This is a genomic window from Pseudarthrobacter sp. Y6, from assembly GCF_050156205.1.
Classification (GTDB): domain Bacteria; phylum Actinomycetota; class Actinomycetes; order Actinomycetales; family Micrococcaceae; genus Arthrobacter.
The window spans coordinates 1,537,759-1,562,490 of record NZ_CP189574.1; the positions used below are offsets into that span (position 1 = coordinate 1,537,759).

Below are 24,732 nucleotides of genomic sequence, written 5' to 3' on the forward strand. Positions count from 1 at the left end.
GCTACGTGCGGGTCATTACGGGATAATAGTAAGCAAGCAGGGACAAAAAGCATTCAGAAATGTTCAGCCATGGCGGCATCAGGACGGGCCGCCATAGCGGCTTGATTTGACCATGCGGACACAGCCCATCCGGGCTGATATGTCCTGGGACTAAATGGAGGGGAAATTCCTCATGGCGGCTATGAAACCACGCACCGGCGACGGCCCTATGGAAGTCACCAAAGAGGGCCGCAGCCTGATCATGCGCGTACCGCTCGAAGGCGGCGGACGGCTTGTGGTGGAACTGAACGCTGCGGAGGCGGCCAACCTTAAGGAATGCCTCGTCGGCGTGACTGAATAATCCTGTTCGGCGTTGCCGAATAATCCCGCAGGGCCAGGGTCCGCAGCCAACCGGCTGCGGACCCTGGCTTATTTCTTGCGGATTTACTTCTTAACCGCGACCAGCAGTCCGTCACCGGTGGGAAGCATCGCGGACGCCAGGCGGTCGTCGTCGCGGATTGCCCTGCCCACCTGGCGGAGCACAACAGTGTTGGCCTCCCGGACGGCCGGGTTGGCCACGCGGTCCTTGTCCAGCGCGTCATTGATGATGAGCAGCCCGCCGGCCTTCAGGAGCCGGACGGACTGTTCCACGTAGCCGGGCAGGCCGGGCTTGTCGGCGTCGACAAACACCAGGTCATAAGCGGAGTCGGTCAGGCGCGGCAGGACATCGCCGGCGCGGCCGGAAATAGTACGGGTGCGGTTGGCCGGACTGCCAGCCTCCGAAAACGCTTCACGTGCCGCCTTCAGATGTTCCACGTCCACGTCGATGGTGGTCAGCACGGCCTGCGGTCCAAGCCCCCGCAGGATGCAGACCCCCGAGACGCCTGCGCCTGTCCCGATTTCGACGGCGGTCTGGGCCTTCGAACCCGCAGCCAACACCGTCAGGACCGCACCAACGCCTGCGCCGATGGGCGTCACGCCCAGTTCGAAGGAGCGCTCCCTGGCACGAAGCATGACCTCATCCTCTGCGGGCAGATCTTCTGCATAGGACCAGCTCGTGGATTTGTCGGCGCTCATGTGATTCGCTTTCTGGGCGGCAGTGGAGTGTTTTGTACAGCCTACTGTGTGCGGGGGTGCCAGCCGCGGAAGGGAATCGTTGCGCCTCTGGCTGAAGAACCGCCCCGGTCAGGAAATTCCCAGCCAACTTTGAAATGATGGATATCCGCTCATCCGTGAGGTGATCGGCGCCGAACCAGAGATGTCAACAGTATCCGGGCGATAGCAATCCACGATGGGAGTGGACGATGTCAGCATCAGGTGTGGCGCCTGTCCCTGCAACGCAAGTTTCCGCCGCTGTGTGGGTCAGGCCGACCTGGGAGGAAGTGGTGGCCAACCACTCCGCCAAGGTCTACCGGCTGGCTTACCGTCTGACCGGGAACAAGTTCGACGCCGAGGACCTCACCCAGGAGGTGTTTGTCCGCGTCTTCCGGTCACTGGAGAATTTCAAGCCAGGGACACTCGACGGCTGGCTGCACCGCATCACCACCAACCTGTTCCTTGACCAGGCGCGCCGGAAAACCCGCATCCGGTTTGACGCGCTGGCCGATGACGCCGAATCCCGGATTCCCGGGCGGGAGCCCGGACCGGAACAGAGCTTCGAGCTGAACAACCTGGACCTCGATGTCCAGGCTGCCTTGGAGGAGCTGCCCCCGGACTTCCGCGCCGCCGTCGTGCTTTGCGACCTGGAAGGCCTGTCCTACGACGAAGTGGCCGCTGCACTCGGCGTCAAACTGGGTACCGTCCGTTCCCGTATCCACCGGGGCCGGACCATGCTGCGCGAAAAGCTGGCCCACCGCGACCCCCGGCCACAGCAAGAACGAAAGCCGAAGCTTTCGCTGCCACGCATCGCCAGCATCCTCTGATCGGCACCATGACGCCCCAGAACCCCTTCGGCCGCCGGCATCACCGCGGCGCCGACCACGTGCAGACCTGCGCAGAATGTGCAGCGGCGCTGAAGCGTGAACGCCAGTACATCGAGCGGCTCCGTGACGCGGCCGTGCCGCCTGCCAGCGAGGACCTGACGGCCCGGCTACTGGTCAGGACCCAGTTGCTCGCGGCCGCGGCGGAGCCGGCGCCGAGCTCGTACCGGGCGGCGAGAGTCCTGGTATTCGCCGCCGGCGGGACAGCCGCAGCCGCTGGAATTCTTGCTGTCAGCGCGTTCGCGCTGGCGGGGGACAGCCTGCCCGTCGCCCAAACAGCCATTAATGGGAGCCTGGTGCAGCATACGGCCCAGCTGCCAGCCGACGGCAGGGAGCTCAGTGCCCCGCAGCTATTGGCCCTTCGCTCTGAAGGCTGGGTCTGTCCGGAACTGGAGTCACTCGGCTTCCACGTCCGGAGCGCCAATGCCATAACACTCAATGGGCGGCCGGCGGTGGAAATGCACCTGTCCGATGGGCGGCACTATGCCACCATCGTGGAACAACATCCCGCGGACGCCGAGCGGAACTCCGCCCAGAACAACGGTCAGAACGAGGGGAAGCTGCTGGTCAGCAACCTGGCGCCCTGGACGGCCACCGTTGAGACGACGGGAGGCATTTTCACGGTTGAGTCCGACCTCCCGGCGGAGCAGGCTGATGACGCCGTTCCAGTGCTGAAGCGGCTCAGCGTCCTCGCCGTTGAAGGAATTAACGCGGGTGTCAGCACGGCGCCTGACGCCTCGCCGGTGACCGCAGCGGACGACTCTCCCGCGGCCCGGTTGGAGCGGGGAATCCGCAAACTCGGGGAGATGCTGGCTCCGTGATGCAGGCACTTTGCGACGCTGGTGGGCAGGAATCGTCAGCGGGGCTCCGGAGAGGGTAATCTTCCTAAAGTGTTTGGAATCAACGGCCCGGAGTTCTTCCTCCTGCTGATCATCGGCATCCTGGTGATCGGTCCTCAGCGTCTGCCCGAATACACCCAGAAACTTGCGAATCTCGTGAAGGAAGTCCGCCGGATGGCCTCCGGTGCGCGGGAGCAGATCAAGGAAGAAGTCGGTATTGACATCGACGATGTCGACTGGAAGAAATACGATCCCCGCCAATATGATCCGCGGCGCATCATCAAGGAAGCCCTCCTGGACGACGACGCCAAACCCGTCAGTCCCGGCGCGCCAGCCGCGGTAGCTGCCGTCGCCGGTGCCGGGGCCATTGCCGCAGGCGGGACAGCTCCCTCCCGTCCGGAACGAGTGGTCCAGTCACTGCCTCCGGGCGAACCCGCCCCGTTCGATACAGAAGCAACCTAGGGCGTGTCTCCTAATAGTGCGCTCCAGATGATGACGGTGTGCAGAACGGCCGCTGAGCGGTAGGTGAGGGCCAGTTTGTCGTAGCGGGTGGCCAGGGAGCGCCATTGCTTGAGGGTGTTGAAACTGCGTTCGACGACATTGCGGCGCTTGTAAGCGTCCTTGTCGTAGGTGACGGGCCGGCCGCCGGAGGAGCCCTTGCGTTTCCGGTTGGCTTTCTGGTCTTCCTTTTCTGGGATGACGCATTCAATGCCCCGCCCGCGCAGGTAGCTCCGGATCGCTTTGGATGAGTAGGCTTTGTCAGCCATGGCCCGGTCCGGGCGGCCGCGGGGCCGTCCGGGACCTTCCCGTTCGACTTTCAGGGCATCCATGAGGTTTTCAAACATGGGCGAGTCCCCGCCCTGACCGGGCCCCAGGAGCAGGACCAAGGGGCGCATGTTGCCGTCAACCAGGGCATGGATCTTGGTTGTCAGGCCGCCGCGGGAGCGTCCGATGGCATGATCATCCGGCTCATCAAGCAGATTCCTGTAATTCGAGAGGTCCCCCTGTGTGGCGGGGAAGGTTCGTGCCGTGCTGGTGGGCACGGTTCACCGTGGAGTCCACTGACACCTCCCAGTTGATCAGCCCTTGCGCGTCGGCACGGGTCAACAACGCAGCCAGTACCCTGTCCCAGATCCCGCTGGCGCTGTTGCGGCGGTGGTGCTTCCATACGGTCTTCCACGACCCGAAATGGGAAGGGAGATCCCGCCATGGAATACCTGCCCGGTAGCGGTAAATGATGCCCTCTGTCATCAACCGGTGGTCATTGAACGGCCGCCCCGGTTTCCCCGAGGAATCAGGCATCAACGGGGCAATGAACTCCCACTGGGCATCGGACAACAAGGCATAACGCGAACTCACCACTCAATTTTGCCAACAAGCCACCCCCAGCATTAGGAGACACGCCCTAGGCCACGTCGCCCCTGGTGGGCAATGATGTCAGCGGGGTTGCAGGCCCAGCTTCATCCCCGTCAGGCCTCTTGGCCTGGCGGCTAGTTTTCCGGCGATTTCGGTCAGGGCAATGGCCGCCGGTGTCTCTGGCCGGCCAAGCACTATAGGCGCGCCGGTATCGCCGCCTTCCCGCAGCAGGATGTCCAGCGGGATCTGTCCCAAGAGTGGCACCTCGGTGCCCACCGTAGTTGTGAGCCTTTCGGCGAGGACCGCCCCGCCGCCGCTTCCAAACAGCTCCATCCTGCCGCCGTCGGGCATTTCCAGGTATGACATGTTCTCGATGACGCCTGCCACCGTCTGTCCCGTTTGAGTGGCGATTGCGCCGGCGCGCTCGGCGACGTCGGCGGCTGCTGCCTGCGGCGTGGTGACCACCAGGATCTCGGCCTTCGGCAGCAACTGGGCCACCGAAATCGCGATGTCACCGGTGCCGGGCGGCAGGTCGAGGAAAAGGACGTCGAGGTCGCCGAAGTAGACGTCGGTAAGGAACTGTTCCAGGGCCCGGTGGAGCATCGGCCCGCGCCAGGCAACCGGCTGGTTTCCGGCGACGAACATGCCGATGGAAATCACTTTCACGCCGTAGGCCACCGGCGGCAGGATCATGTCGTCCACTCGGGTGGGTGCCTGCGTTATGCCCATCAGGGCCGGAACCGAGAAGCCATGGACGTCGGCGTCCACGATGCCCACACGGAGCCCTTTGGCGGCCAGGGCGCAGGCCAGGTTGACCGTCAGCGATGACTTGCCCACGCCACCCTTTCCGCTGGCCACCGCAAACACCTTGGTCAGCGACCCCGGCTCGTTGAACGGAATCCCGCGTTGGCCGGAGGCGCCGCGGAGCTGTTCCTTCAGCGCATCGCGCTGTGCCTGGTTCATCACTTTCAGTTCAACCTCGACGGCGGTCACACCCGGAACTGCGGACAGCGCCTTTTCGGAGTCGGCAGTAATGGTCCCGCGCAGGGGGCAGCCCGCGATGGTCAGCAGGACGGCCAGCCTGACTTGGCCGTCCGCAGAGATGTCCACGGACTCCACCATGCCCAGTTCCGTGATGGGACGGCGGAGCTCAGGATCGATCACGGTTGCCAGTGCAGCGTGGACTGCCTGCTCCAGGGGGTCGCTCATGCGGGCAGGGCTCAGCTTTCGGTGGTGGGGTTGTGCTTTGGGACGGCCGGGTCCTGAACGGATGACTCCTTCGCGGCCTGGTCCTTGGCGGCGTGGCCGGGCTTGAGCTTCGGAAGCTGCTGCGTGCGGGGATTCCGCTGCTTATCGCGCTTTTCCTTGAGCCTGTCCTTGATCTTCTCGCGCGGTGACTCATGGCTGCCGGCACCGGCGTGATCGTGGGTCCGCAGTTCCTCCTGCGCCTCCAGCATGTCCTCGAGGAGTGTGCGCAGCTCGGCCCGGACGTAGTCGCGGGTGGCAACCTCGCGCAGCGCGATCCTCAGCGAAGCCAGCTCCCGGGTGAGGTACTCGGTGTCGGAGAGGTTGCGTTCGGCGCGCTGCCTGTCCTGCTGGAGCGAAACCCGGTCGCGGTCATCCTGCCGGTTCTGGGCAAGCAGCAGCAGCGGGGCCGCGTACGAGGCCTGCAGCGAAAGCATCAGCGTCAGGAGGGTATAGCCCAGGAGGCGCGAATCGAACTGCCATTCCCCCGGTGCCCACGTGTTCCAGACCAGCCAGATAACAACGAAGACCGTCATGTAGACCAGGAACTGCGGCGTGCCCATAAACCGGGCGAAGCCTTCCGTGGCGTGGCCGAACGCGTCCGGATCAGGCGAGAACTTGGGCAGGATGCGCTGGCGGCCGCTCAGGGGTGTGTCGAGTCCGCCCTTGGCCGCGGCCTTCTTATTGGGATTCTTGGGGGCGCCGGTGTCAGCCAATGCGGCCTCCCAGTTTTCTTATCGGGGCTTCGCCATCATAGGCGCGCCAGTCATCCGGTAACAGATGATCCAAAACGTCATCAACAGTCACCGCCCCTACAAGCCGGCCGGCGTCGTTGACCACCGGAAGGGAGTTCAGGTTGTACGTCGCCAGGGTGCGGGCTACTTCGCTGATGTGGGCCTGGTCGGACAACGGCTCAAGGTTCTTGTCCACAAGATTGCCCAGGGGCTCGAAGGGCGGGAACCGCAGCAGCTGCTGGATGTGGACCACACCCAGGAAGCGTCCAGTGGGGGTTTCCAACGGAGGCCGGGTGATGAAGATGGACGAGGCGAGGGCGGGGGAGAGTTCCTCACGGCGGACGTGGGCCAGTGCCTCGGCGACAGTTGCCTCCGGGGGCAGGATCACCGGAACAGGCGTCATCAGGCCACCGGCGGTATCCTCGTCGTATTCGAGGAGCCGCCTGACGTCCTCGGCGCCTTCGGGTTCCATGAGCTGGAGCAGTTGTTCCGCCTGGGCTGTCGGCAGTTCGCCGAGGAGGTCGGCGGCGTCGTCCGGATCCATCTCCTCCAGGACGTCGGCTGCGCGCTGGACGTCAAGGGCGGACAGGATTTCCACCTGATCGTCCTCGGGCAGCTCCTGCAGGACGTCAGCCAACCTTTCATCCTGGAGTTCGCTGGCCACTTCGAACCTGCGCTTGTCGCTCATTTCCTGCAGCGCCTCGGCGAAGTCTGCGGGTTTGAGGTCCTCGTGGTTGGCCACGAACTGGGTGGCTGCCTGAGGTTCAGTGCGGGCACCCTGGAGGGCATCGGCCCAGTCGATGATCATGGTCTCGTTCCGGCGCAGCCGGCTGAGCGGGGACAGGGAGTGGCCACGGCGGACAAACAGCTTGCTCACGAACCAGTCGCGGGACCGATGCTGGTCCATGGCGATGTCCTCGATCGTGGCGTCGCCGCTGCCGTCCCGGAGAGTGACGCGGCGGTCGAACATTTCCGCGACCACCAGCGTCTCCGCGCCGCGCTGCTCAAAGCGCCGGAGGTTGACCAGGCCCGTGCAGATGATCTGTGTCTGGTCGATGGAGGTAATACGTGTCATCGGCACAAAGACCCGCTTTTTGCCGGGAACTTCGACGACGATACCCACCACGTGCGGGGCACCGCGGCTGCCGCGCGAGAGCACCACCACGTCGCGCAGCCTGCCCAGGCGGTCGCCCAACGGGTCGAAGACGTCAAGACCCAGCAGACGTGCCACGAAGACGCGCGAAAGATTTGTGCTCACGTCTACAGGCTACCGAGTCTGCTCTCTTTTAGCTGAATTTACAGGCGGCATACATGCTGATGGGCAAGAATGGGTGTATGTCAAACATTTTTGGTGCTCCCAAGGCCGGTGGCCCCAGTGGGCCCGACGACGCCCGCACGGTGCCCACCGGTGACACCGTAGGCTCGTACACCTCATACTTGGATGCCCAGAAGGCGGTGGACTACCTCGCCGACCAGCAGTTCCCGGTCCAGATGGTTTCCATCGTGGGCAACGAACTTAAAATGGTTGAGCGGGTGACCGGCCGCCTCAGCTACCCTCGGGTGGCTCTCTCAGGGGCGCTCAGCGGTATGTGGTTCGGCCTCTTCGTTGGCGTCATGCTTTCCTTCTTCGCACCATCGCCCGGCTATTTCTCCATCCTGGCATCTGTGCTGATGGGGGCTGCCTTCTTTATGCTGTTCGGCATCGTCACGTATGCCATGCAACGCGGAAAGCGGGATTTTACCTCCACCAGCCAGGTGGTGGCCACCAACTACGATGTTGTGGTGTCGGTGGAAGTCGCCCATGATGCGCGCCGGCTGCTCCAGCAACTGCCCATGACCCGCTCGGACGCGGCAGCCGCCCCATACAATCCCCAGGGCTACCAGAACCAGCCGTCCGGCCAGACGGGCCAGCAGGGTCAGCAGCCCGGCCAGTCGGGCCAGCCGGGCAATCAGCCGGGTCCGGCACCCGCACGCCCTGCCAGCTGGAATGACCCCTACGGACAGCAGGGTGCCGGCACCTCGGGCCAGGGGGCAGCCCAAGGCGTCGGCCAGGTCCACGCCGCCGGGCCGGACCAGGTCACGCAGCCGGAGGCCGCCGCCCAGCCGGCGAAGGCTCCCGTTGCCGCCGTCCGCTACCCGGACCTCCCTGACGGCCGGCCCCAGTACGGTGTCCGAGTTACAGACCAGGACACCACAGGCCAGTCCGGCACAGAACAGCCCGCCGCAGATCGGTCCCGGACGCAGTCCCAGCCTGACTCCGCCAAGGACTCCGGCGAATCCACACCTTAGGCGGCGCCGCCTGAGGCCTGGTTAACCACGGCCCAAGGGGCCAGGTCCGCAATAGACAAACAACTCCGTCCGGTACAGCAGTTGCTGTACCGGGCGGAGTTGTTCGTGCTTCGAAGGTGTCTACTTGACGCTGCCGGCTGTCAGGCCGCCAACGAGGTACTTCTGGAACATGAAGTACAGCACCACCACGGGGACGGCACAGACCAGCGAAGCCGCCATCATCTGCGAACACACGGGGATTGCTCCACCCTCAACAGCGGACGCGAAGACCTGCAGCGCAACTGCGGCAGTCTACGATTTTCTTTCTCCGCGGCTAGCGTATTCATCAGCGCCAATCCTTGGCAAGCGATTGCCAAAAACTATGAGAGCTTCACCAAGGGGTATGGACATCCAGCGCGTCCCTGCGGAGATGCGCTGGACGCAACGTCCTCTAGCGGTTAGCGCCGCTTGCCAAACCGCCGTCCAGCTCCTGGTAGATGCCTGCCATCCAGGACTGGATGTCGTCGGCCTTGCGGGGCAGCGCGGCGCTGAGGTTCACCGGACCATCGGCGGTCATCAGGATGTCGTCTTCAATCCGCACTCCGATGCCGCGGTACTCAGCCGGGATGGCCAGGTCCTCGTTCTTGAAATACAGGCCGGGTTCAATGGTGAAGACCATGCCCGCCGTGAGAATGCCGTCAAGGTACAGTTCGCGTTTTGCTTGGGCGCAGTCATGGACATCCAGGCCAAGGTGGTGACTGGTGCCGTGCGGCATCCAGCGGCGGTGCTGCTGGCCTTCCGGGCTGACGGCTTCCTCGACACTCACAGGGAGCAGCCCCCACTCGGCGAGACGTTCCGCCAACACCGTGGTGGCGGCCGTGTGGATGTCACCGAACCTCGCACCTGGCTGGGCTGCGGCGAATCCGGCGTCGGCAGCATCCAGGACTGCCTCGTAGACCTTGCGCTGGACTGCGGTGAACGTGCCGTTGACGGGCAGTGTCCGGGTGACGTCTGCGGTGTAGAGCGAGTCCGCTTCAACGCCGGCGTCCAGCAGCAGCAGTTCGCCGGCGTTGATCCTGCCGGTGTTCCGCGTCCAGTGCAGGACTGTGGCGTTGTTGCCGGCGGCCGCGATGGTGTCGTAGCCCAGTTCGTTGCCTACCTCGCGGGCACGGGCAAAGAACGCGCCTTCGACGACGCGCTCGCCGCGGGCATGGGTCAGGGCGCGGGGCAGGGCCTTGACGACCTCCACGAAGCCCTCGACAGTCGCAGCTACCGCAGTCATCATTTGTTCGATTTCCCACTCATCCTTCAGGAGGCGGAGTTCGGACAGCGCTTCGGAAAGCTTTTCATCCAGTGCATCCAGGACAGCGAGGTCCAGGTTGTCCGGGTCCTTGGCGGTGTTGTACCGGGCAGTATCCACCAGGGCGTCGATGTTCTCGTCCACCTTGCGGACCAGCCGGATGGAGATGCCGCCGATCTCGGGGGCGCCCACGTTCTTGGTGATCGCGGATTCAAGTCCATCGATATGGGCCGTGGCCAGGCCCAGGCGCGCTTCGAACTCGGAAAGTGTGGGCCGTGCACCGATCCAGAACTCGCCGGAACGGGAGTCAGCGTAGAACTGTTCTGTATCCCGGCCGGCCAGCGGACGGAAGTACAGCGTGGCACGGTGGTGACTGCCGCCGTCGCCCTTTCCTTCACCGGCGGGTTCCAGAATGAGCACTGCGTCCGGCTCGTGGTCCAGGCCCAGGCCGGTGAGATGCGCAAACCCCGAATGCGGACGGAACCTGTAGTCGCAGTCGTTGGAGCGGACCTTCAGCGGACCGGCGGGGATGACCAGGCGTTCGCCTTTGAACTTCTCCGAGATGGCCTTGCGCCGGGCCGCGGCGTAGTTGGCCACGGCGTCGAGCGCTGGCAGTTGCTGCTCGGAAGGCGCCCAGTTGCTGGCCATAAAGGCCTTGAAGGCAGCGGAACTGGGCCGCTGCGAGCGGTTGTTGACGCGCACGTCGAGGGGCTGGGAGGCAGAGTCAGGGGTGTTTTCGGCATCGTTCACGGCACCATCGTCTCACCAGCAACCGGACTTGTGGCAAAAAGGAACCAATTGCCGGGAGAACGGCCGGGCGTTTCGAATCAGCTGCCTTCCCGCATCACCAGCTTTGGCGCTACGATTGCCTCCCACGGGGAATGATCGACCAAATAGGCTTCCGTGGACAACCGGGAAGAGGGCCATGGAAACCGACGACAACAAGGCTCTGATCAGGCGGTTCTACGAAGAAATCGACGCCGGAAATATTGAAGCGATGAATGAGTTGGTCGCCGAGGACTATCTTGACCATAATCCGCCGTTCCCGGGGATGCCGGGCGGACGCGAGGGCCTGAAGGCGGCCTTCCTCATCTTTTGGAAGGCTACTCCGGGCCGGCACGAGATCGAGGACCAAATCGCCGAAGGGGGCATGGTGGTTACCCGGCTGACGGCATCCGGAACCCACGACGGCGAACTTCCCGGCCCGCTCCCTGCCACAGGTGCGAAGTTGCACCAAACCGCGGTGGCCGTCCACCGTATCGAACACGGGCGCATCGTTGAGCATTGGTCAAACAGGGACGACCTGGGGTTGATGCAGCAACTCGGAGTGATCCACCTTCCCGGGGACTGACTGCGGCAGCTTGAACTAGGCTGGGCAGGTGAGGATTGACCTGCATGCCCACTCCAATGTTTCCGACGGCACGGAAACGCCCGCCCAAGTCATGGCATCCGCCGCCAGGGCAGGGCTGGATGTCATCGCCCTGACCGATCACGACTCCACGGACGGCTGGGAGGAGGCATCGCGGACCGCGCTGAAATGTGGCGTGGCACTGGTGCCGGGCATGGAGATTTCCTGCCGCACCGCGGAGGGGATCAGCGTTCACCTGCTGAGCTACCTTCATGACCCTTCCCATGCCGGCCTGCTGGAGGAGATCACCAAAGCCAAGGCTGCCCGCCTGACGCGTGCCGAACGCATGGTCACACTCCTGGCCGAGGACTACCCTCTGAGCTGGGACGATGTCATCCATCACGTGGCGCCGGGCGCCACCCTTGGCCGGCCGCACATCGCGGATGCCCTGGTGGCTGCGGGCGTGGTGGCCGACCGGAGCGAGGCTTTCGCATCCATCCTGACGTCCCATTCCCGGTATTTCGTGCAGCACTATGCGCCTGACCCGGCGCTCGCCGTCGAACTGGTTCGTGCTGCCGGTGGTGTTCCGGTGTTTGCCCATCCTGTGGCATCCGCCCGCGGGCGGATCGTGGGGGAGCGCACGTACCGGGAAATGATCGACGCCGGCCTGCTGGGGCTCGAGATCGAGCATCGTGACAACCCGGAGGAGGGACGGGACTTTCTGCGCGGGCTTGCCGCCGAGCACGAGCTTCTGGTGACGGGGTCTTCCGATTACCACGGTGCGGGCAAACCCAATCGTCTGGGGGAGAATCTGACGGCACCGGAGGTTCTGGCCCGGATTGAGGATCTTGGTACGGGCACTCCGATTGTCCGCCCGCCGTCGCGCCGGCCCTGAGCGGGATGCTGGACCACATCGGGCGGCGGGTAGCGGCAGGATATTGACTAATAACCGCTGCTGAGTATCGTTTCCGGCATGGGGACTCCGGACAGGAACCGGATCCAATCAAGGTCTCGTCGAAATGAAGTTCAAACTACGGCCGACGGAGTCACCATGTTCAAGAAAGTTTTTGCTGTTGCCGGAGCGACGGCGGCACTGATGTTAGTAGGTTCTGCGGCGTTTGCGGACGACTGCGTCAATGTCAGTCGTGCCGCGGCCGCTTGCGGCTGGACCTGTCAGGGGCCTGTGGTGGAGGGCAACTGGGTATGGCTTCCCAGCATCGGTGTTCCTGAATGGGGCTGGGGGTTCGCGACGCCGGGCTCCGTGCCGTCCGTCGGCTTCGGCTTCCCCGGCAGCAACGGCAACTACCTCAACCAAAGTGGCGGATTCTCGTGGCTGCTGGAGAATGGCGTCTGCGCCAACGGCAACACGGCGCGCCAAACCAGCCATGGTATTCAGAGCGGCTGCGGGGTGCACTAGCGCGGCAATTCCAGACCCAACTGACTCGCAATAGATGTCGTTTTGGAGCGTCAAAACGACATTAAATGCGAGTCAGTTGGGCGGCACCGAGACAAATTCGGCGTGGGCACCCAGGCGCTTGGCCATCACGTCGATGGCGGGCTGGTTTTGGTCCACACACACGAACTTCCGGTCCAGTTTGGCCGCCACAGCGCCCAGGGTTCCGGAACCGGCGAAGAAGTCCAGGCACCAGTCACCGGGCCGGCTTGACGCCGACACCACACGGCGGATGAGGCCCTCGGGCTTCTGCGTGGGGTAGCCGGTTTTTTCCTTGCCCGTCGGGGAGACGATGGTGTGCCACCAGACGTCGGTGGGCAGCTTGCCCAGCTCCCGCTTCGCCGGTGTCACCAGGCCGGGCGCCATATACGGCTCCCGGTCCACCTCGGCGTTGTCGAAGTGGTACTTCGCTGGATTCTTGACGTACACGAGGATGTTGTCGTGCTTTGTGGGCCAGCGGTACTTGGCGCGGGCACCGTAGTCGTAGGCCCAGATGATCTCGTTGAGGAAGCACTCGCGGCCGAAGATCGCGTCAAGCATCACCTTGGCGTAATGGACTTCCCGGTAATCCAGGTGGAGGTAGAGCGTGCCGTCGTCCGCCAGCAGGCGCCAGGCTTCCACCAGCCGGGGTTCCAGGAATGACCAGTAGTCACTGAAGGCGTCATCGTACCGGTGCAGGGCGCCCTTGATGGTGTCGTAGGAACGCCCCTTGAAGCCCACGCGGTCGCCGCCACCGTCGGTGTTCAGCACCATCCGCGTTTCCTGGCGCTTCTGGACCCTCCCGGTGTTGAACGGCGGGTCAACGTATATCAAGGTGAAGGCGCCGTCCGGCAGCGAGGGGAGGAACTCCGCGTTGTCCGCGTGAACCACCAGGTTGCTGCCGTCCGGCGCCCAGACGGTGTCAGTCATCGAGGCTTTTATGCCTCGGTGCTGCCGGGCTGCGCGCCGTTTTCGGCGCCAGCCACCACTTCACCGTTGCGGCGGCGGGTGCGGGTCCGGCTGCGGCGGGCACGGGGGTCCACTTCGCCGTCGGCCGGAGCCGCAGTGGCCGGTTCCGGGGCGGGGCCGGTGCCGGCGGTCGCCGCATCAGAGGTACGACGACGGCGGTCGCCGGAGCGTCCGCCGGTCTCGCCGGCGCGGCGGCTGGTGGAGCGGCCGGCGTCACGGTTGCTGTCGCGGCCGCCATCGCGCCCGCCGTCACGGCCACCGCTGGGGCGGGTGTTCTTCTTACCGGTCTCGCCCAGGTCCTCAAGGACCTCGGCGTCGACGCCGGCCAGCGTGCGCTTGTTACGCGGCAACCGGCCCTTGGTGCCCTCGGGGATGTCCAGTTCGGAGAACAGGTGCGGCGAGGAGGAGTACGTCTCCACGGGCTCGGGGACGCTCAGCCCAAGTGCCTTGTTGATCAGGCCCCAGCGCGGCATGTCGTCCCAGTCAACGAAGGTCACTGCGGTGCCCTTGTTGCCGGCGCGGCCCGTGCGGCCCACGCGGTGCAGGTAGATCTTTTCGTCTTCAACGCACTGGTAGTTGATGACGTGCGTGACGTCATCAACGTCGATGCCGCGGGCGGCCACGTCGGTGGCAACCAGTACGTCAACCTTGTTGTTGCGGAAGGCACGCAGGGCCTGTTCGCGGGCGCCCTGGCCCAGGTCACCGTGGATGGCGGCGGCGGCGAAGCCGCGGTCCACGAGTTCCTCGGCAACCTTCGCGGCGGTGCGCTTGGTTTTGGTGAAGATGATGGTCCGGCCGCGGCCGCGGGCCTGCAGGATGCGGGCAACAACTTCGATCTTGTCCATGCTGTGGGCCCGGTAAATAAGCTGGCGGATGTCGCGCTTGGTGAGGCCTTCGTCGTCCGGATCGGCGGCCCGGATGTGGGTGGGCTGCGTCATGTAGCGGCGGGCCATGGCGATGACCGGCCCTGGCATGGTGGCGGAGAACAGCAGGGTCTGGCGGACCGCTGGGGTACCGGCGATGAGCGTTTCCACGTCCGGGAGGAAGCCGAGGTCCAGCATTTCGTCGGCCTCGTCAAGGATGACCATCTTGACGTTCTTCAGGACGAGGTGCTTCTGCTTGTAGAGGTCGATAAGGCGGCCGGGAGTACCGACGACAACCTCGACGCCGTTCTGCAGGGCCTCCACCTGGGGCTCGTAGGCACGGCCGCCGTAGATGGTGGTGATGCGGGCGTTGCGCTTGCGGGACGCGTTCTGGAGATCGTTGGCTACCTGGACGGCCAGTTCGCGGGTGGGCACAATGACCAGGGCCTGCGGTGCGCCGGGAACGGCGAGCTTGTCAAAGCCGACGTCGTCCGGACCCACCACACGCTGCAGCGCGGGAATGCCGAAGCCGAGGGTCTTGCCGGTGCCGGTCTTGGCCTGCCCGATGATGTCGTGGCCCGAAAGCGCCACCGGCAGGGTCATGGCCTGGATGGGGAAGGGATGGGTGATCCCGGCGTCGGCGAGGGACTCCACGATGTCGGCGCGGACATTGTAGTCAGCGAAGGATTTCTCCTCGATCTCGTGCGGCTTCTCGTCCGAGATGATGGTTTCTTCGGGTTCGATCGTCTCGATGCCGGAGTCGTCAGTCAGGATCTGGTGGGTATGCAATTCACTCACAGGGGAGTTTCCTTATTCATTTGGGCATTGGCGCTGCCTGCTCAACGGGCCGGCCAACGTGGCCGTTCCGGAGCACGCTCTGGCGCGCAAGCAAATCCAGTGGAAGCCGATCGCGGGCTATCAAAATGCTGGCACTGGTGACCAACGGGTGCATCTCAAGATCGCGTAGGGGCGGGCTTGTTGAATTCAAAATCAAGGAAATCAACGACCGGGCATCCATATCTACTTCTTCAGTCTAGCCGTACGGACCCTGAATCCCGGCTTTGGGCCGATCGGGCGGGGCGCAAAACCTTCAGGCCAGCAGCTCGAAGTGGACCTCGCGGGCGGCAATATCGGAGGAGATCAGGCGGACCCGCACCTTGGTGCCGGATTCCAGGTCGCCGCCGCACCGGGCTGTCACGGCGGGTTCGGCGATCTGGATGATCCCCGAGGGGCCGTTCCCGTTTTTTGCAGCACCGTTCTTGGTGCCGTTGCCGTTTTTCCCGCCGCCGTTGCCGTTGTCTTTTTGCGGCTTGGCGCCGGAAATGACGATCGCATCGAATTCCTGGCCCACATGGTTGACCAGGAGCGCGGCCTCTACGGTGTCCAGCGCCATGCGTTCCATCCGCGATGCGAGCTGGTCGGAGCCGGCCATGATCTCCGGCAGGGACGGCAGGGCTACCCGTGCCCAGTCCGGTACCTGCTTGCCGTTGCTCAGGGCTTCGCAGATCACCAGGACAAAGCGGTCGATAAGACGCCGGAGTGGTGCTGTGGTGTGGGCATAGGCGGCGCCGATGGCGGACTGGATGGCGTCTTCCGGGACTGTGCCGTCGAACGCCGTGTAACTGGCGCCGCGGAACAGCATACCGGCGGAGTGCAGGATGGCCAGTTGCCGGGGCTCGGTCGGATCAAGGCTGCGGAGGTATTCGCCGTAGCTGATTTTGCCGTCCCACGGCTTGCCCAAGGCCTCGGTCTGGAGGCGGAAATGACGCAGGGAGCGCTCGTCCGGCGCGGGCATGGTGCGCAGGATGCCCACTTTTCCCGCCAACATCAGGTTTGCCGCCGCCATCCCGGTCATCAGGGAGATCTGGGCATTCCAGTCCTCCACCGGAAGCTGCGGCGCCGCGGCAATCCGGTAGCCGCCGTCGGGTAGTTGGACGATTTCCTGCTCAGGCATGTTCAGGCTCGCACCGCCGCGGCGGCGCTCCAGCTCGACGCGCTTGAGCCCTACTTCTTTCAGGAGCTGCAGGACGGGACCAGCCGTCCCGGCGTCGAGTTCGGCTTGTACTCCCTTGTAGCTCAGCTTGGCCCGGCTGCGGATGGAGGCCCTCCGGACAGTCACAGTGGAGACCTGCGCCGCGTCGTCCAGCCCGAACTCCCAAACATAGGCGGAACACAGCTGCCCGGCCAGGAGGCTGCCGGCCCCTTCGCTGATGACCTCCGGGTGCAGCGGGATACGGCCGTCAGGGGCGTAGAACGTCTGGCCCCGGCGGCGGGTCTCTGCGTCCAGTCCGCCGCCGGGGCGGACAAAGGACGGCACGTCAGCGATGGCGTAAAGCACCCGGTAGCCAGTGCCCGCGCGTTCGATGAACAGCGCCTGGTCCAGGTCAGTGGACGACGCCGGATCGATGGTGAGGAAGTCCACATCCGTCAGGTCAGCGCCCGGCAACTCGTGTGCGGCCACTGCCGCTTCCGCGTCCCGGACCGCCTCCGCCGGGTAGGGCCCCGGCAGTTCCAGCTCTGTCCGCAGGGCGCTCAGCGCCGCCGCGAGGTCGTTCGTCTGCTCGTGGACGTTGGGGGCCAACCTATGATGTGACACGAAAGTCAGGTTAGCCCGATTTCCACGGAACGTGCACGCCCAACGTCCGCCACGCGGGGGATTGTCAGGATGCGCCTGCGTCCAGGGCCGCCAGGAGTGCCGCGGCCGCCGCTGCGGGATCGGAGGCTTCGGTAATGGCACGCACCACAACAATCCTGCCGGCACCGGCCTCCACCGCCTGCTCCACGTTGCCGAGATCGATGCCTCCGATGGCAAACCAGGGCAGCGTGGCCTGGGTGCCACCGGCAGCGCCGACCGCCCCCGCTGCGTACCGCACCAGGTCAAGGCCGACGGCGGCACGACCGGGTTTGGTGGGAGTGGCCCAGACCGGTCCGACGCAGAAGTAGTCCAGGCCGCCTTGGGCATTCAGCCCACCGGACAGCCGGATGGCGCCTTCGATCTGCTCGGCGGTGTGCGTGGAAAGGCCGATCGCTGCGCGTGGGCCGAGCAGGGTGCGGGCGGAAGCGACCGGCAGGTCCTTCTGCCCGATGTGGAAGACGGGGGCGCCGGACAGCATCGCGATATCGGCACGGTCATTGACTGCCCACAGCTTTCCGTGGCGTTCGGCCGCCGCCTGAAGCACGGCCAGCAGCTCCAGCTCCTCCTCCGCCTCGATGGCCTTGTCGCGGAGCTGGATGATGTCCACGCCGCCGGCAAAAGCCGCGTCCACAAACTCGCCAAAGTCCCCACGGTCCCGGCGCGCGTCGGTGCACAGGTACAGCCTGGCGCTGTGGGGGAGTCCGGCGCCTATGCCGCCGGTGGGGTCTGTTTCGGTCAAGGATGCGGGGGCGGAAGAGCTGGCGGAGGACGTGCCTGCAGCGGCGAAGGATTGCGCGTTCATGGAAACCAGCCTAATTCCCCTAAACTGGGCGGGTACTGCGGGAGCCCGTTGCAGCCGTCACAAAGCGGCCGGGCTGAGAGGGCGTCAGAGCCGACCGCTTGACCTGATCCGGCTAGTACCGGCGTAGGGAAGGAACCATGTGCCCCCCGCAATAAGCAGCCCACCTGAGACTGCATCAGCCAGCCCGGCCGCAGGCCTGCACGCCGACGTGGCAGTCATCGGCGGCGGAGTCATCGGCCACGCCATAGCCTGGGAAGTTCGGCGATCCGGCCGTTCCGTTGTGCTGATCGATGACGCGCCCGGGAACGGCGCCAGCTGGGCAGCCGCCGGCATGCTTGCCCCTGTGAGCGAACTGCATTACCAGGAGGAAGACCTCCTTGAGCTGATGCTTGCATCCTCCGGCCTGTGGCCTGCCTTCGCGGCAGCCCTTGCCCTGGCCGGGGCTGGAGATACCGGATATCTGACGACGCCGACCCTCGCCATCGGCGCGGACGCTGCGGACCGCCGGGCGCTGATGGACCTCCGGGCCGTGCAGCAGGCCAGCGGCCTGGTGGTGGAACCCCTGACTGTCCGTGAGGCCAGGACGAGGGAATCCCTGCTCAGCCCGGCCATATCCTGCGCCCTGGACATCCCCGCCGACCACCAGGTGGATCCCCGGAAACTGGTGGCGTGCCTCCAGGAAGTCCTTGCCCTCCACGAACCGGGGGCAGGAACCGCCGTGGCAGGTGCCCGCGCGGGATTCGCCGTTGACCAACGCGCCGCTGCCCTTATCTGGGAGGACGGCCGCGTCAGCGGCGTGACCCTCGCACACGGCGGAAGTGTCCAGGCAGGGGAGACTATCGTGGCCAACGGATTGGAGGCGGCGTCGCTGGATGGGCTCCCGGTTGGACTGCACCTGCCCCTGCGGCCTGTCTACGGTGACATTCTTCGACTGGCTGTTCCGCAGCACCTGCGCCCGCTCCTCACCTCGACGGTCCGCGGAATGGTCCATGGTGTGCCGGTCTACATCGTTCCCCGGCAGGACGGCACGGTGGTGATCGGGGCAACGCAGCGGGAGGACGCGCTCGCCGGGACAGGCGACGCTGCTGTCTCGGCCGGTGGCGTCTACCAGTTGCTGCGTGACGCCCAGGTCCTGGTGCCGGCCGTCTTGGAGCTTGAACTCCTGGAATGCACGGCACGGGCAAGACCGGCGACCCCGGACAACGCACCTCTCCTCGGCCGCGTACCGGTTTCCGCACCAAGGACGCGGAACACGGGGAACATTGCCGGGCTGATTGTTGCCACCGGGTTCTTCCGCCACGGAGTGCTGCTTGCTCCGGCGGCGGCGGCCATCTGCCGGGACCTGCTGGACGGCCCGACGGATCCTCGATGGGGGGCCCTCAGCCCGGCCCGCTTTTCAGGAAAGCACCTGGTAGCCGGCACACCGTCCCCACGCAAGGACATTAGCGGTACGAAGGACCTCGACCCACAGAAGGAATCAGCATGAACATCACCCTCAACGGCTCTCGCCATTCCGTGGCGGCCGACGCCTCCATCACCACCCTCATCAGCCAGATCACGGGCCGTCCCCTAGCAGCCAACGGCCAGGCGACAGACGGGCAGAAACTCGGCGTCGCCGTCGCCCATAACTCCGAAGTAGTACCCCGCAGCCAGTGGTTCGTCACGGCGCTCGCCGAAGGTGACGACGTCGAACTGGTCACAGCAGTCCAGGGAGGCTGACACCATGACAGTAACCGGCAACATCAGTACACAGAACCGGCCCGAGGCTGCAGACAGGCTGGTCATCGACGGCGTCGAGCTCGGCTCCCGCCTCATCATGGGCACGGGTGGCGCACCGAGCCTCGACGGGCTGGGCGCTGCCCTGCTGGCGTCCGGAACCGAACTGACCACGGTGGCCATGCGGCGCTATTCGCCGGCTGAATCGGGGTCCCTTTTCCAGCTCCTGGTGGACCACGGGATCCGGATCCTACCCAACACCGCCGGCTGCTTCACCGCCCGGGACGCGGTCATGACGGCGGAACTGGCACGCGAAGCGCTGGAAACCGACTGGATCAAGCTGGAAGTCATCGCCGACGAACAGACCCTGCTGCCGGACGCCGTGGAGCTCGTGGATGCAACGGAACAGCTTGTAAACCTGGGCTTCAAAGTGTTCGCCTACACCAACGATGACCCGGTCCTGGCCCTGCGGCTGGAAAACCTGGGTGCCACCGCGGTCATGCCGCTCGGAGCGCCCATCGGCACCGGCCTGGGAATCCTGAATCCACACAACATCGAACTGATCGTCTCGCGCGCCTCGGTGCCCGTGGTGCTGGACGCCGGCATCGGCACGGCATCCGACGCCGCACTGGCCATGGAGCTTGGCTGTGATGCCGTGCTGCTGGCCACTGCAGTCACGCGTGCGCAGAACCCGGCACTCATGGGGGAGGCCTTCAAACACGCCGTCATCGCCGGTAGGCTGGCGAAAGCGGCCGGCAGGATTCCGCGCCGCGAGCACGCCCTGGCGTCATCGGCCATGGAAGGCCGGGCAGAGTTTCTCTAGGCCGTTTTCTCCAGGCCGGGCGCCCTCGACCAAACGCCGGGGCGGGCTCACCAGACGAGCCAAGGAGGCCGCTATGACCGGCAAGCAAGACACTCTCACGCGTGAGCGGATCGAGGCCGTCCTCGCCGCGCTGCCTGACTGGCAGTACAGGCTGGGCGGGCTGGTCGCTGTCTATAAGACGCCGACGGCGGCCGCCGCACTGGAGCTGATTGCCGCCGTCGGACGCCTGGCGGAAGAGCAGAACCACCATCCGGACCTTGACTGGCGCTTCAACAAGGTGCATCTCCGCTATACGTCCCACGACGCCGGCGGCGAGGTCACTGAGCGGGATGCCGCTGCTGCGGCGGCGGTGAGTGCTGCTGCCGCCCGGCTTGGCGCCACCGCCCAGCCGGCGGGTTAAAGGACGGTGACCACGCACCCTGCTGGGTAGTGGTCACCGGTTCTTAAGGAAACGGGACCGGCCTACAGCTTGAGCGCCTGCGTCAGCCGCTGCGTATCGTGGCTTTCGCGCGTCCGCCCGAGGTAGAGGACCGTCCCGATGGCAGCGACGGTGCCGAGCGCCATGGGCAGGACCCAGGGAATCCACGTCAGGCCCGGCTGGTAGCCAAAACCTGCCGCGATGAAGATGATCCAGCTGACCGCACCCACCACAACGGCAACCCCTGCGGGCAACCCCGTCCCATACCGGGTGTGGCGCCTGTCATTGGCCCAGACAACAAAGCCTGCGGCTACTGTGACCAGGACAACGATGGTCAGCGAAAGCATGGGATCTCCTCGGAAAGCAGCGGCCAACCGCCAAGGCGGCTGGCCGCTGACGTACTAGAACTGGCCGAAACCGACCTTGCGGGCCTCTTCGGCACCGATTTCCACGTAGCCCAGGGCGTTGCCGGGAACGATGATGATGCGTCCCTTGTCGTCCTTGAGACGGAGATCGGTGCCCTTGGTGATGGCTTCTTCAACGACCGTGGCTACAGTGTCTGCATCCTGAGCCGATTCCAGGACGATTTCGCGGCCAATGTTCTGAATGCCGATCTTAATTTCCAAAAGGGGGCCTCCCAGCCAATCAAAGTTTCTTGGGTTCTCTTATTTGTAGTCTAGGACTCTTTGGGGAAGCGCGAGATTCCGCGCCAAGCTAAACGGTAAATGAGGTCGCTGGCCACATCGAGGTCCAGGTTTCCATCCGTTTCCAGCCAATAACGCGCGCTGACCTGGGCCATGCCGGCCAGGCCGCGTCCTAGAAGCTGTGCCTCCAGGTGGGGCAGTTTGGTGTCCTCGGCAATCACACGCGCCACGGCGTCCGCAAACGTCTTGTTGAATGTCTCGAGGCGTGAACTGACATCGGGATCGTTGATGAGGTCTGATTCGAAGACCAGGCGGTGCGCTTGGTCGTCGCTGGCGATGAAGCGGTAGTAGGCGCGCATCACCGCCTGGACACGTTCGTCATTGTCAGTAGTGGAGCTCAAAGCACCGAGCATCAGGTCGGTCAGGGACGCGAGATGGCTGTCCAGCAGGGCAAGATACAGCTCCCGTTTGGACGGGAAGTGCTGGTACAGCACCGGTTTGCTGACATGGGCCGTTTCGGCGATTTCATCCATGGCGGCGCCATGGTAGCCGTTGGCGACAAAAACCTCCTGCGCCGCAGCGAGAAGCTGCGCCCGGCGCTCATCCCGGGGAAGCCGGGCGGACCGCTGGCCCGCGGCCCGTTGAGGTGCGGCCGGTTCGCCGCCGGACGCCCGGTTAGCCCGTGCTTCATGGACCACAGTTGCCCTACTTTCGCTTGCCGTTACCTACACAATACTGCGCGGTAATATGACCGCGCGGCATCTCGGGGCATACATTGAAGTATGGCTTCGACTTTGACCGCAAATGATTCCTCTGTATCACTTAAACCGCTGGTGGAGCCCGCCGGTGAACTGACGCCGGCCGAGGTGGAACGCTACTCACGGCACCTCATCATTCCCGAAATCGGAGCGGTGGGGCAGCGGCGGCTGAAGAACGCCAAGGTGCTGGTCATCGGTGCCGGGGGACTGGGTTCGCCCGCGCTGCTCTACCTGGCGGCAGCGGGCGTGGGGACCCTGGGAATCATCGACGACGACGTCGTTGACCTCAGCAACCTGCAGCGCCAGGTGATCCACGGCGTCGTCGACGTAGGACGGCCCAAGATCGAATCCGCCCGGGACGCCATCGCCGCGCTGAACCCCCTGGTGGAGGTCCGGCTGCACAACGTCAGGCTGGATGCCTCCAACGCACTGGAGCTGTTCGCGGACTACGACCTGATCCTGGACGGGGCGGACAACTTCGCCACCCGCTACCTGGTCAACGATGCCGCTGCCATCCTCGGCAAGCCCTACGTGTGGGGATCGATCTTCCGCTTCGATGGCCAGGTGAGCGTGTTCTGGGAAAAGCACGGACCCACTTACCGGGACCTCTATCCCGAGGCCCCGCCGGCCGGATCCGTGCCCTCCTGCGGTGAGGGTGGCGTCTTCGGCATGCTCTGCGCTGCTGTGGGATCACTCATGGTGACCGAGGCAGTCAAGCTGATCACCGGCGTCGGGCGTTCACTCCTGGGCCGGGTGGCACTGTTTGATGCGCTGGGCGGCACCTGGCGCGAGATCCGCGTGTCCAAGGACCCGGCGGCGGAACCCATTACGGAACTGACGGACTACGAAGCTTTCTGCGGCATCACCCCTGCCGTCTCCGCAGACACGGAGCACACCGTGACGGCAACCCAGCTGGCCACCATGCTGGCGTCCCGGAAGGCAGGCCTGAAGGACTTCGAGCTGGTGGACGTCAGGGAAACCGGTGAACACAACATCGTGAGAATCGACGGCTCGGTGCTGATCCCGCAGGGCAGGATCCTCGCGGGGGAGGCGTGGGCGGAACTCCCGCAGGACAAGGACATTGTGTTCCACTGCAAGGCCGGTACTCGGTCAGCCAACGTGCTGGAGGCTGCGCGGAAGGCCGGCTACCAGCGGGTCAGCCATCTCGACGGCGGAATCCTGGCCTGGGTGCGCGACGTGGAGCCGCAGAAGCCGGTCTACTGACCAGTTGCGCTATCACTTTTGGTCGCTAAAACGGTGGGTTGAGAGCCAAAACTGATAGGGCAACGTCGCGTCAGGCGGTTTCGAGGCCCCGGTGGTCCACGGGGCACTCCGCTTGCGCTGCGGTGGCCGGCTGCTCCACGGTGATGCCGTAGAGGGTTTCGAGCGCCGACACGTAGTCGTCCTGCTGGCCGTTGGCGGCGAGCTCACGGGCACGGACAGTGGGCACGTGCAGCAGCTGCTTGACCATCCGGCGGAGGGCGAACTCCACTTCCTCGGCGGCGGCCGTGCAACCGTGGCGGGCACGGACGCGTTCCATTTCCGCGTCCAGGACGTTCATGGTGTGCCGGCGGAGCGCCACAATGGCGGAATCCACCGAGCGGGCTTCCCGTTCCTGTTCGAAGGCCTGGGCCGCGCCGGACACAATGCCACTGGCCTGGGTGAGGGACTCGGCCTGTTCCTGGGGTGCCGCCAAACGCACGGACTCCAGCGTGAGAAGCTCGACGCCGTCGAGCTGGCCGACTTCCGGGTCAAAATCGTGGGTGAGGGCGAGGTCAATCGCGATCAGCGGCCGGGGAGAGTCCGCGCGGATCCCGGCAAGTTCGCCGGCCTCGACCCGGGTGTCGGAGCCGCTGCAGCCGATCATGACGTCGGCCGCCGCCACGGCTACCGGCAGGGAATCGCTGTCCAGCGCTGTTCCGCCGCGGGTGGCGACGAACGCTTCGGCGCGTCCTGAAGAGGAGAACACGGAGATGTCGGTGCAGCCCCTTTCGCGGAGCAGCGCCATGGTGGCGCCGGCGTAGGCGCCGGTGCCGAACACCACGACCTTCTTCGCCGACCAGTCGTGGCTCTCGGAAAGATCTGTGGCCAGATCCAGCGCCACTGAAACGATGGACAGGCCCCGGGAACCGAGGGCGGTCTGTGCCCCGACATCCTTGGCCGTCTTGGACGCGGCCTGGAAGAGGCGGACCAGGCCTGAGCTGGCAGTGCCCTCGTGCTGGGCAGTGATGAGTGCGCGGCGGACCTGGCCGGCGATTTCACGTTCACCCACCACGGCGGAGTCCAGTCCGGCGCTGACGGCGAAAAGGTGCTGGCTGACTTCGGGGCCGGTGCGTGTGCTGAAGGAGCGGGACACGAGCTGTTCGTTGAGTCCGCTCAGGCCGCTGATCTCGGACACGAGAGCCGCCCGGGCAGCCTCAACATCGTCCGCGTGGGGAGCTTCGCCGTAGATTTCGTAGCGGTTGCAGGTGGCAAGCACCACCGCGCCCGTCACTGCCGGCGATCCGGAGAGTGCGGACGTAGCGATCCCGGAAGCACCGTTGCTCAGTTGAGCAACGGTCTCAAGGTCGATGTCGGCGTGTGTAGCCACCAATGAAAATAGAACCACAGCAGACCTATCATAG

General features: G+C 65.1%; 26 protein-coding genes, 2 pseudogenes and 1 riboswitch. Of the genes and pseudogenes, 13 read left to right on the top strand and 15 right to left on the bottom strand.

The window, feature by feature from the left end; genetic code table 11:
* The first annotated feature begins 172 nt into the window (after window positions 1–172).
* Entirely contained in the window at window positions 173–340 is a 168-nt protein-coding gene (locus ACQCSW_RS07365) for a DUF3117 domain-containing protein (protein WP_009357720.1), read from the top strand.
* 83 nt (window positions 341–423) lie between these two features.
* Here the strand turns inward: ACQCSW_RS07365 and ACQCSW_RS07370 are convergent, their stop codons facing one another.
* Window positions 424–1,056: an O-methyltransferase gene (locus ACQCSW_RS07370; protein ID WP_111908485.1), complete on the bottom strand. Its 633-nt coding sequence runs from the start codon at window positions 1,054–1,056 to the stop codon at window positions 424–426.
* Window positions 1,057–1,283: 227 nt separating this feature from the next.
* On the opposite strand from ACQCSW_RS07370, the gene sigE reads away from it, so the two are divergent.
* The 3 genes from sigE (at window position 1,284) to ACQCSW_RS07385 (ending at window position 3,259) form a co-directional block, all read left to right on the top strand.
* Window positions 1,284–1,901 carry an RNA polymerase sigma factor SigE gene (gene sigE / locus ACQCSW_RS07375; RefSeq protein WP_426990159.1) on the top strand — a complete coding sequence of 206 codons (618 nt, stop codon included), beginning with the start codon at window positions 1,284–1,286 and terminating at the stop codon, window positions 1,899–1,901.
* Between the two features lie 8 nt (window positions 1,902–1,909).
* On the top strand, window positions 1,910–2,779 hold the full coding sequence (locus ACQCSW_RS07380; RefSeq protein WP_426990160.1) for an anti-sigma factor: 870 nt from the start codon (window positions 1,910–1,912) through the stop codon (window positions 2,777–2,779).
* A 69-nt stretch (window positions 2,780–2,848) separates the two neighbouring features.
* Complete coding sequence (locus ACQCSW_RS07385) at window positions 2,849–3,259, top strand: Sec-independent protein translocase TatB (protein ID WP_111908488.1); 411 nt, start codon at window positions 2,849–2,851, stop codon at window positions 3,257–3,259.
* Here the strand turns inward: ACQCSW_RS07385 and ACQCSW_RS07390 are convergent.
* From ACQCSW_RS07390 to ACQCSW_RS07405, 4 genes and pseudogenes are all read right to left on the bottom strand, one after another.
* Window positions 3,256–4,099, bottom strand: a pseudogene (locus ACQCSW_RS07390) (IS5 family transposase). The gene ACQCSW_RS07385 and the pseudogene ACQCSW_RS07390 sit on opposite strands and share 4 nt — an antisense overlap.
* 135 nt (window positions 4,100–4,234) lie before the next feature.
* On the bottom strand, window positions 4,235–5,362 hold the full coding sequence (locus ACQCSW_RS07395) for an Mrp/NBP35 family ATP-binding protein (protein WP_426990161.1): 1,128 nt from the start codon (window positions 5,360–5,362) through the stop codon (window positions 4,235–4,237).
* A gap of 11 nt (window positions 5,363–5,373) precedes the next feature.
* The gene (locus ACQCSW_RS07400) at window positions 5,374–6,114 is read right to left on the bottom strand and encodes a DUF1003 domain-containing protein (RefSeq protein WP_426990162.1); all 741 of its coding nucleotides are present in this window, start codon (window positions 6,112–6,114) and stop codon (window positions 5,374–5,376) included.
* The gene (locus tag ACQCSW_RS07405; protein WP_111908491.1) at window positions 6,107–7,390 is read right to left on the bottom strand and encodes a magnesium transporter MgtE N-terminal domain-containing protein; all 1,284 of its coding nucleotides are present in this window, start codon (window positions 7,388–7,390) and stop codon (window positions 6,107–6,109) included. The genes ACQCSW_RS07400 and ACQCSW_RS07405 overlap by 8 nt, the downstream gene beginning before the upstream one ends.
* A 77-nt stretch (window positions 7,391–7,467) precedes the next feature.
* Here ACQCSW_RS07405 and ACQCSW_RS07410 point away from each other — a divergent pair, with 77 nt between their 5' ends.
* Entirely contained in the window at window positions 7,468–8,421 is a 954-nt protein-coding gene (locus ACQCSW_RS07410) for a general stress protein (RefSeq protein ID WP_426990163.1), read from the top strand.
* A 120-nt stretch (window positions 8,422–8,541) separates the two neighbouring features.
* Here ACQCSW_RS07410 and ACQCSW_RS07415 read toward each other — a convergent pair.
* Both ACQCSW_RS07415 and ACQCSW_RS07420 read right to left on the bottom strand, forming a co-directional pair.
* Window positions 8,542–8,712 (bottom strand): annotated as a pseudogene (locus tag ACQCSW_RS07415) (carbohydrate ABC transporter permease); the annotation flags it as partial.
* Window positions 8,713–8,851: 139 nt separating this feature from the next.
* Window positions 8,852–10,450 (bottom strand): aminopeptidase P family protein, encoded by a 1,599-nt coding sequence (locus tag ACQCSW_RS07420; protein WP_426990164.1) that lies wholly within the window; start codon window positions 10,448–10,450, stop codon window positions 8,852–8,854.
* Between the two features lie 175 nt (window positions 10,451–10,625).
* Between ACQCSW_RS07420 and ACQCSW_RS07425 the strand changes: the two genes are divergently transcribed.
* From ACQCSW_RS07425 to ACQCSW_RS07435, 3 genes are all read left to right on the top strand, one after another.
* Entirely contained in the window at window positions 10,626–11,051 is a 426-nt protein-coding gene (locus ACQCSW_RS07425; protein ID WP_426990165.1) for an ester cyclase, read from the top strand.
* A 28-nt stretch (window positions 11,052–11,079) separates the two neighbouring features.
* Complete coding sequence (locus tag ACQCSW_RS07430) at window positions 11,080–11,943, top strand: PHP domain-containing protein (protein WP_426990166.1); 864 nt, start codon at window positions 11,080–11,082, stop codon at window positions 11,941–11,943.
* 156 nt (window positions 11,944–12,099) lie between these two features.
* Window positions 12,100–12,465: a hypothetical protein gene (locus ACQCSW_RS07435; RefSeq protein ID WP_426990167.1), complete on the top strand. Its 366-nt coding sequence runs from the start codon at window positions 12,100–12,102 to the stop codon at window positions 12,463–12,465.
* 72 nt (window positions 12,466–12,537) lie between these two features.
* Here ACQCSW_RS07435 and ACQCSW_RS07440 read toward each other — a convergent pair whose 3' ends face one another.
* The 4 genes from ACQCSW_RS07440 to thiE form a co-directional block, all read right to left on the bottom strand.
* Window positions 12,538–13,410: a DNA-methyltransferase gene (locus tag ACQCSW_RS07440; RefSeq protein ID WP_426990168.1), complete on the bottom strand. Its 873-nt coding sequence runs from the start codon at window positions 13,408–13,410 to the stop codon at window positions 12,538–12,540.
* Window positions 13,411–13,418: 8 nt separating this feature from the next.
* Window positions 13,419–15,110, bottom strand: a complete 1,692-nt coding sequence (locus tag ACQCSW_RS07445; RefSeq protein ID WP_426990169.1) for a DEAD/DEAH box helicase — start codon at window positions 15,108–15,110, stop codon at window positions 13,419–13,421.
* A gap of 292 nt (window positions 15,111–15,402) precedes the next feature.
* Window positions 15,403–16,908: an RNB domain-containing ribonuclease gene (locus ACQCSW_RS07450; RefSeq protein WP_426990170.1), complete on the bottom strand. Its 1,506-nt coding sequence runs from the start codon at window positions 16,906–16,908 to the stop codon at window positions 15,403–15,405.
* Between the two features lie 64 nt (window positions 16,909–16,972).
* A complete protein-coding gene (gene thiE, locus ACQCSW_RS07455) occupies window positions 16,973–17,749 on the bottom strand; it encodes a thiamine phosphate synthase (protein ID WP_426990171.1) in 777 nt (258 codons plus the stop codon).
* A 27-nt stretch (window positions 17,750–17,776) separates the two neighbouring features.
* A riboswitch (TPP riboswitch) is annotated at window positions 17,777–17,896 on the top strand.
* On the opposite strand from thiE, the gene thiO reads away from it, so the two are divergent.
* The 4 genes from thiO to ACQCSW_RS07475 all read left to right on the top strand — a co-directional run bounded on the left by thiO (window position 17,889) and on the right by ACQCSW_RS07475 (window position 20,688).
* On the top strand, window positions 17,889–19,235 hold the full coding sequence (gene thiO, locus ACQCSW_RS07460) for a glycine oxidase ThiO (RefSeq protein ID WP_426990172.1): 1,347 nt from the start codon (window positions 17,889–17,891) through the stop codon (window positions 19,233–19,235). (Overlaps the previous riboswitch by 8 nt.)
* Entirely contained in the window at window positions 19,232–19,468 is a 237-nt protein-coding gene (gene thiS / locus ACQCSW_RS07465; protein WP_426990173.1) for a sulfur carrier protein ThiS, read from the top strand. Before thiO ends, thiS begins: the two co-directional genes overlap by 4 nt.
* Window positions 19,469–19,472: 4 nt before the next feature.
* On the top strand, window positions 19,473–20,288 hold the full coding sequence (locus ACQCSW_RS07470) for a thiazole synthase (RefSeq protein ID WP_426990174.1): 816 nt from the start codon (window positions 19,473–19,475) through the stop codon (window positions 20,286–20,288).
* Between the two features lie 73 nt (window positions 20,289–20,361).
* Window positions 20,362–20,688, top strand: a complete 327-nt coding sequence (locus ACQCSW_RS07475; RefSeq protein ID WP_426990175.1) for a 4a-hydroxytetrahydrobiopterin dehydratase — start codon at window positions 20,362–20,364, stop codon at window positions 20,686–20,688.
* A gap of 62 nt (window positions 20,689–20,750) precedes the next feature.
* Here the strand turns inward: ACQCSW_RS07475 and ACQCSW_RS07480 are convergent, their stop codons facing one another.
* The 3 genes from ACQCSW_RS07480 to ACQCSW_RS07490 are packed head-to-tail and all read right to left on the bottom strand — an operon-like array spanning window position 20,751 to window position 22,048.
* The gene (locus ACQCSW_RS07480; protein WP_426990176.1) at window positions 20,751–21,053 is read right to left on the bottom strand and encodes a hypothetical protein; all 303 of its coding nucleotides are present in this window, start codon (window positions 21,051–21,053) and stop codon (window positions 20,751–20,753) included.
* Between the two features lie 54 nt (window positions 21,054–21,107).
* On the bottom strand, window positions 21,108–21,332 hold the full coding sequence (locus ACQCSW_RS07485; RefSeq protein ID WP_354251332.1) for a DUF3107 domain-containing protein: 225 nt from the start codon (window positions 21,330–21,332) through the stop codon (window positions 21,108–21,110).
* 50 nt (window positions 21,333–21,382) lie between these two features.
* Entirely contained in the window at window positions 21,383–22,048 is a 666-nt protein-coding gene (locus ACQCSW_RS07490; RefSeq protein ID WP_426990177.1) for a TetR/AcrR family transcriptional regulator, read from the bottom strand.
* An 84-nt stretch (window positions 22,049–22,132) separates the two neighbouring features.
* Here ACQCSW_RS07490 and moeB point away from each other — a divergent pair, with 84 nt between their 5' ends.
* Window positions 22,133–23,332, top strand: coding sequence for a molybdopterin-synthase adenylyltransferase MoeB (gene moeB / locus ACQCSW_RS07495; RefSeq protein ID WP_426990178.1), 1,200 nt, complete (start codon window positions 22,133–22,135; stop codon window positions 23,330–23,332).
* A gap of 70 nt (window positions 23,333–23,402) precedes the next feature.
* Here the strand turns inward: moeB and ACQCSW_RS07500 are convergent, their stop codons facing one another.
* On the bottom strand, window positions 23,403–24,716 hold the full coding sequence (locus ACQCSW_RS07500) for a glutamyl-tRNA reductase (protein WP_426990180.1): 1,314 nt from the start codon (window positions 24,714–24,716) through the stop codon (window positions 23,403–23,405).
* Window positions 24,717–24,732: the final 16 nt, after the last annotated feature.

Coding starts and splice junctions, on each gene's coding strand:
- ACQCSW_RS07365 (WP_009357720.1), top strand. CDS start 173: ATGGCGGCTATGAAACCACGCACCGGCGACGGCCCTATGGAAGTCACC.
- ACQCSW_RS07370 (WP_111908485.1), bottom strand. CDS start 1,056: ATGAGCGCCGACAAATCCACGAGCTGGTCCTATGCAGAAGATCTGCCC.
- sigE (WP_426990159.1), top strand. CDS start 1,284: ATGTCAGCATCAGGTGTGGCGCCTGTCCCTGCAACGCAAGTTTCCGCC.
- ACQCSW_RS07380 (WP_426990160.1), top strand. CDS start 1,910: ATGACGCCCCAGAACCCCTTCGGCCGCCGGCATCACCGCGGCGCCGAC.
- ACQCSW_RS07395 (WP_426990161.1), bottom strand. CDS start 5,362: ATGAGCGACCCCCTGGAGCAGGCAGTCCACGCTGCACTGGCAACCGTG.
- ACQCSW_RS07410 (WP_426990163.1), top strand. CDS start 7,468: ATGTCAAACATTTTTGGTGCTCCCAAGGCCGGTGGCCCCAGTGGGCCC.
- ACQCSW_RS07425 (WP_426990165.1), top strand. CDS start 10,626: ATGGAAACCGACGACAACAAGGCTCTGATCAGGCGGTTCTACGAAGAA.
- ACQCSW_RS07435 (WP_426990167.1), top strand. CDS start 12,100: ATGTTCAAGAAAGTTTTTGCTGTTGCCGGAGCGACGGCGGCACTGATG.
- ACQCSW_RS07440 (WP_426990168.1), bottom strand. CDS start 13,410: ATGACTGACACCGTCTGGGCGCCGGACGGCAGCAACCTGGTGGTTCAC.
- thiE (WP_426990171.1), bottom strand. CDS start 17,749: ATGAACGCGCAATCCTTCGCCGCTGCAGGCACGTCCTCCGCCAGCTCT.
- thiS (WP_426990173.1), top strand. CDS start 19,232: ATGAACATCACCCTCAACGGCTCTCGCCATTCCGTGGCGGCCGACGCC.
- ACQCSW_RS07470 (WP_426990174.1), top strand. CDS start 19,473: ATGACAGTAACCGGCAACATCAGTACACAGAACCGGCCCGAGGCTGCA.
- ACQCSW_RS07475 (WP_426990175.1), top strand. CDS start 20,362: ATGACCGGCAAGCAAGACACTCTCACGCGTGAGCGGATCGAGGCCGTC.
- ACQCSW_RS07480 (WP_426990176.1), bottom strand. CDS start 21,053: ATGCTTTCGCTGACCATCGTTGTCCTGGTCACAGTAGCCGCAGGCTTT.
- moeB (WP_426990178.1), top strand. CDS start 22,133: ATGGCTTCGACTTTGACCGCAAATGATTCCTCTGTATCACTTAAACCG.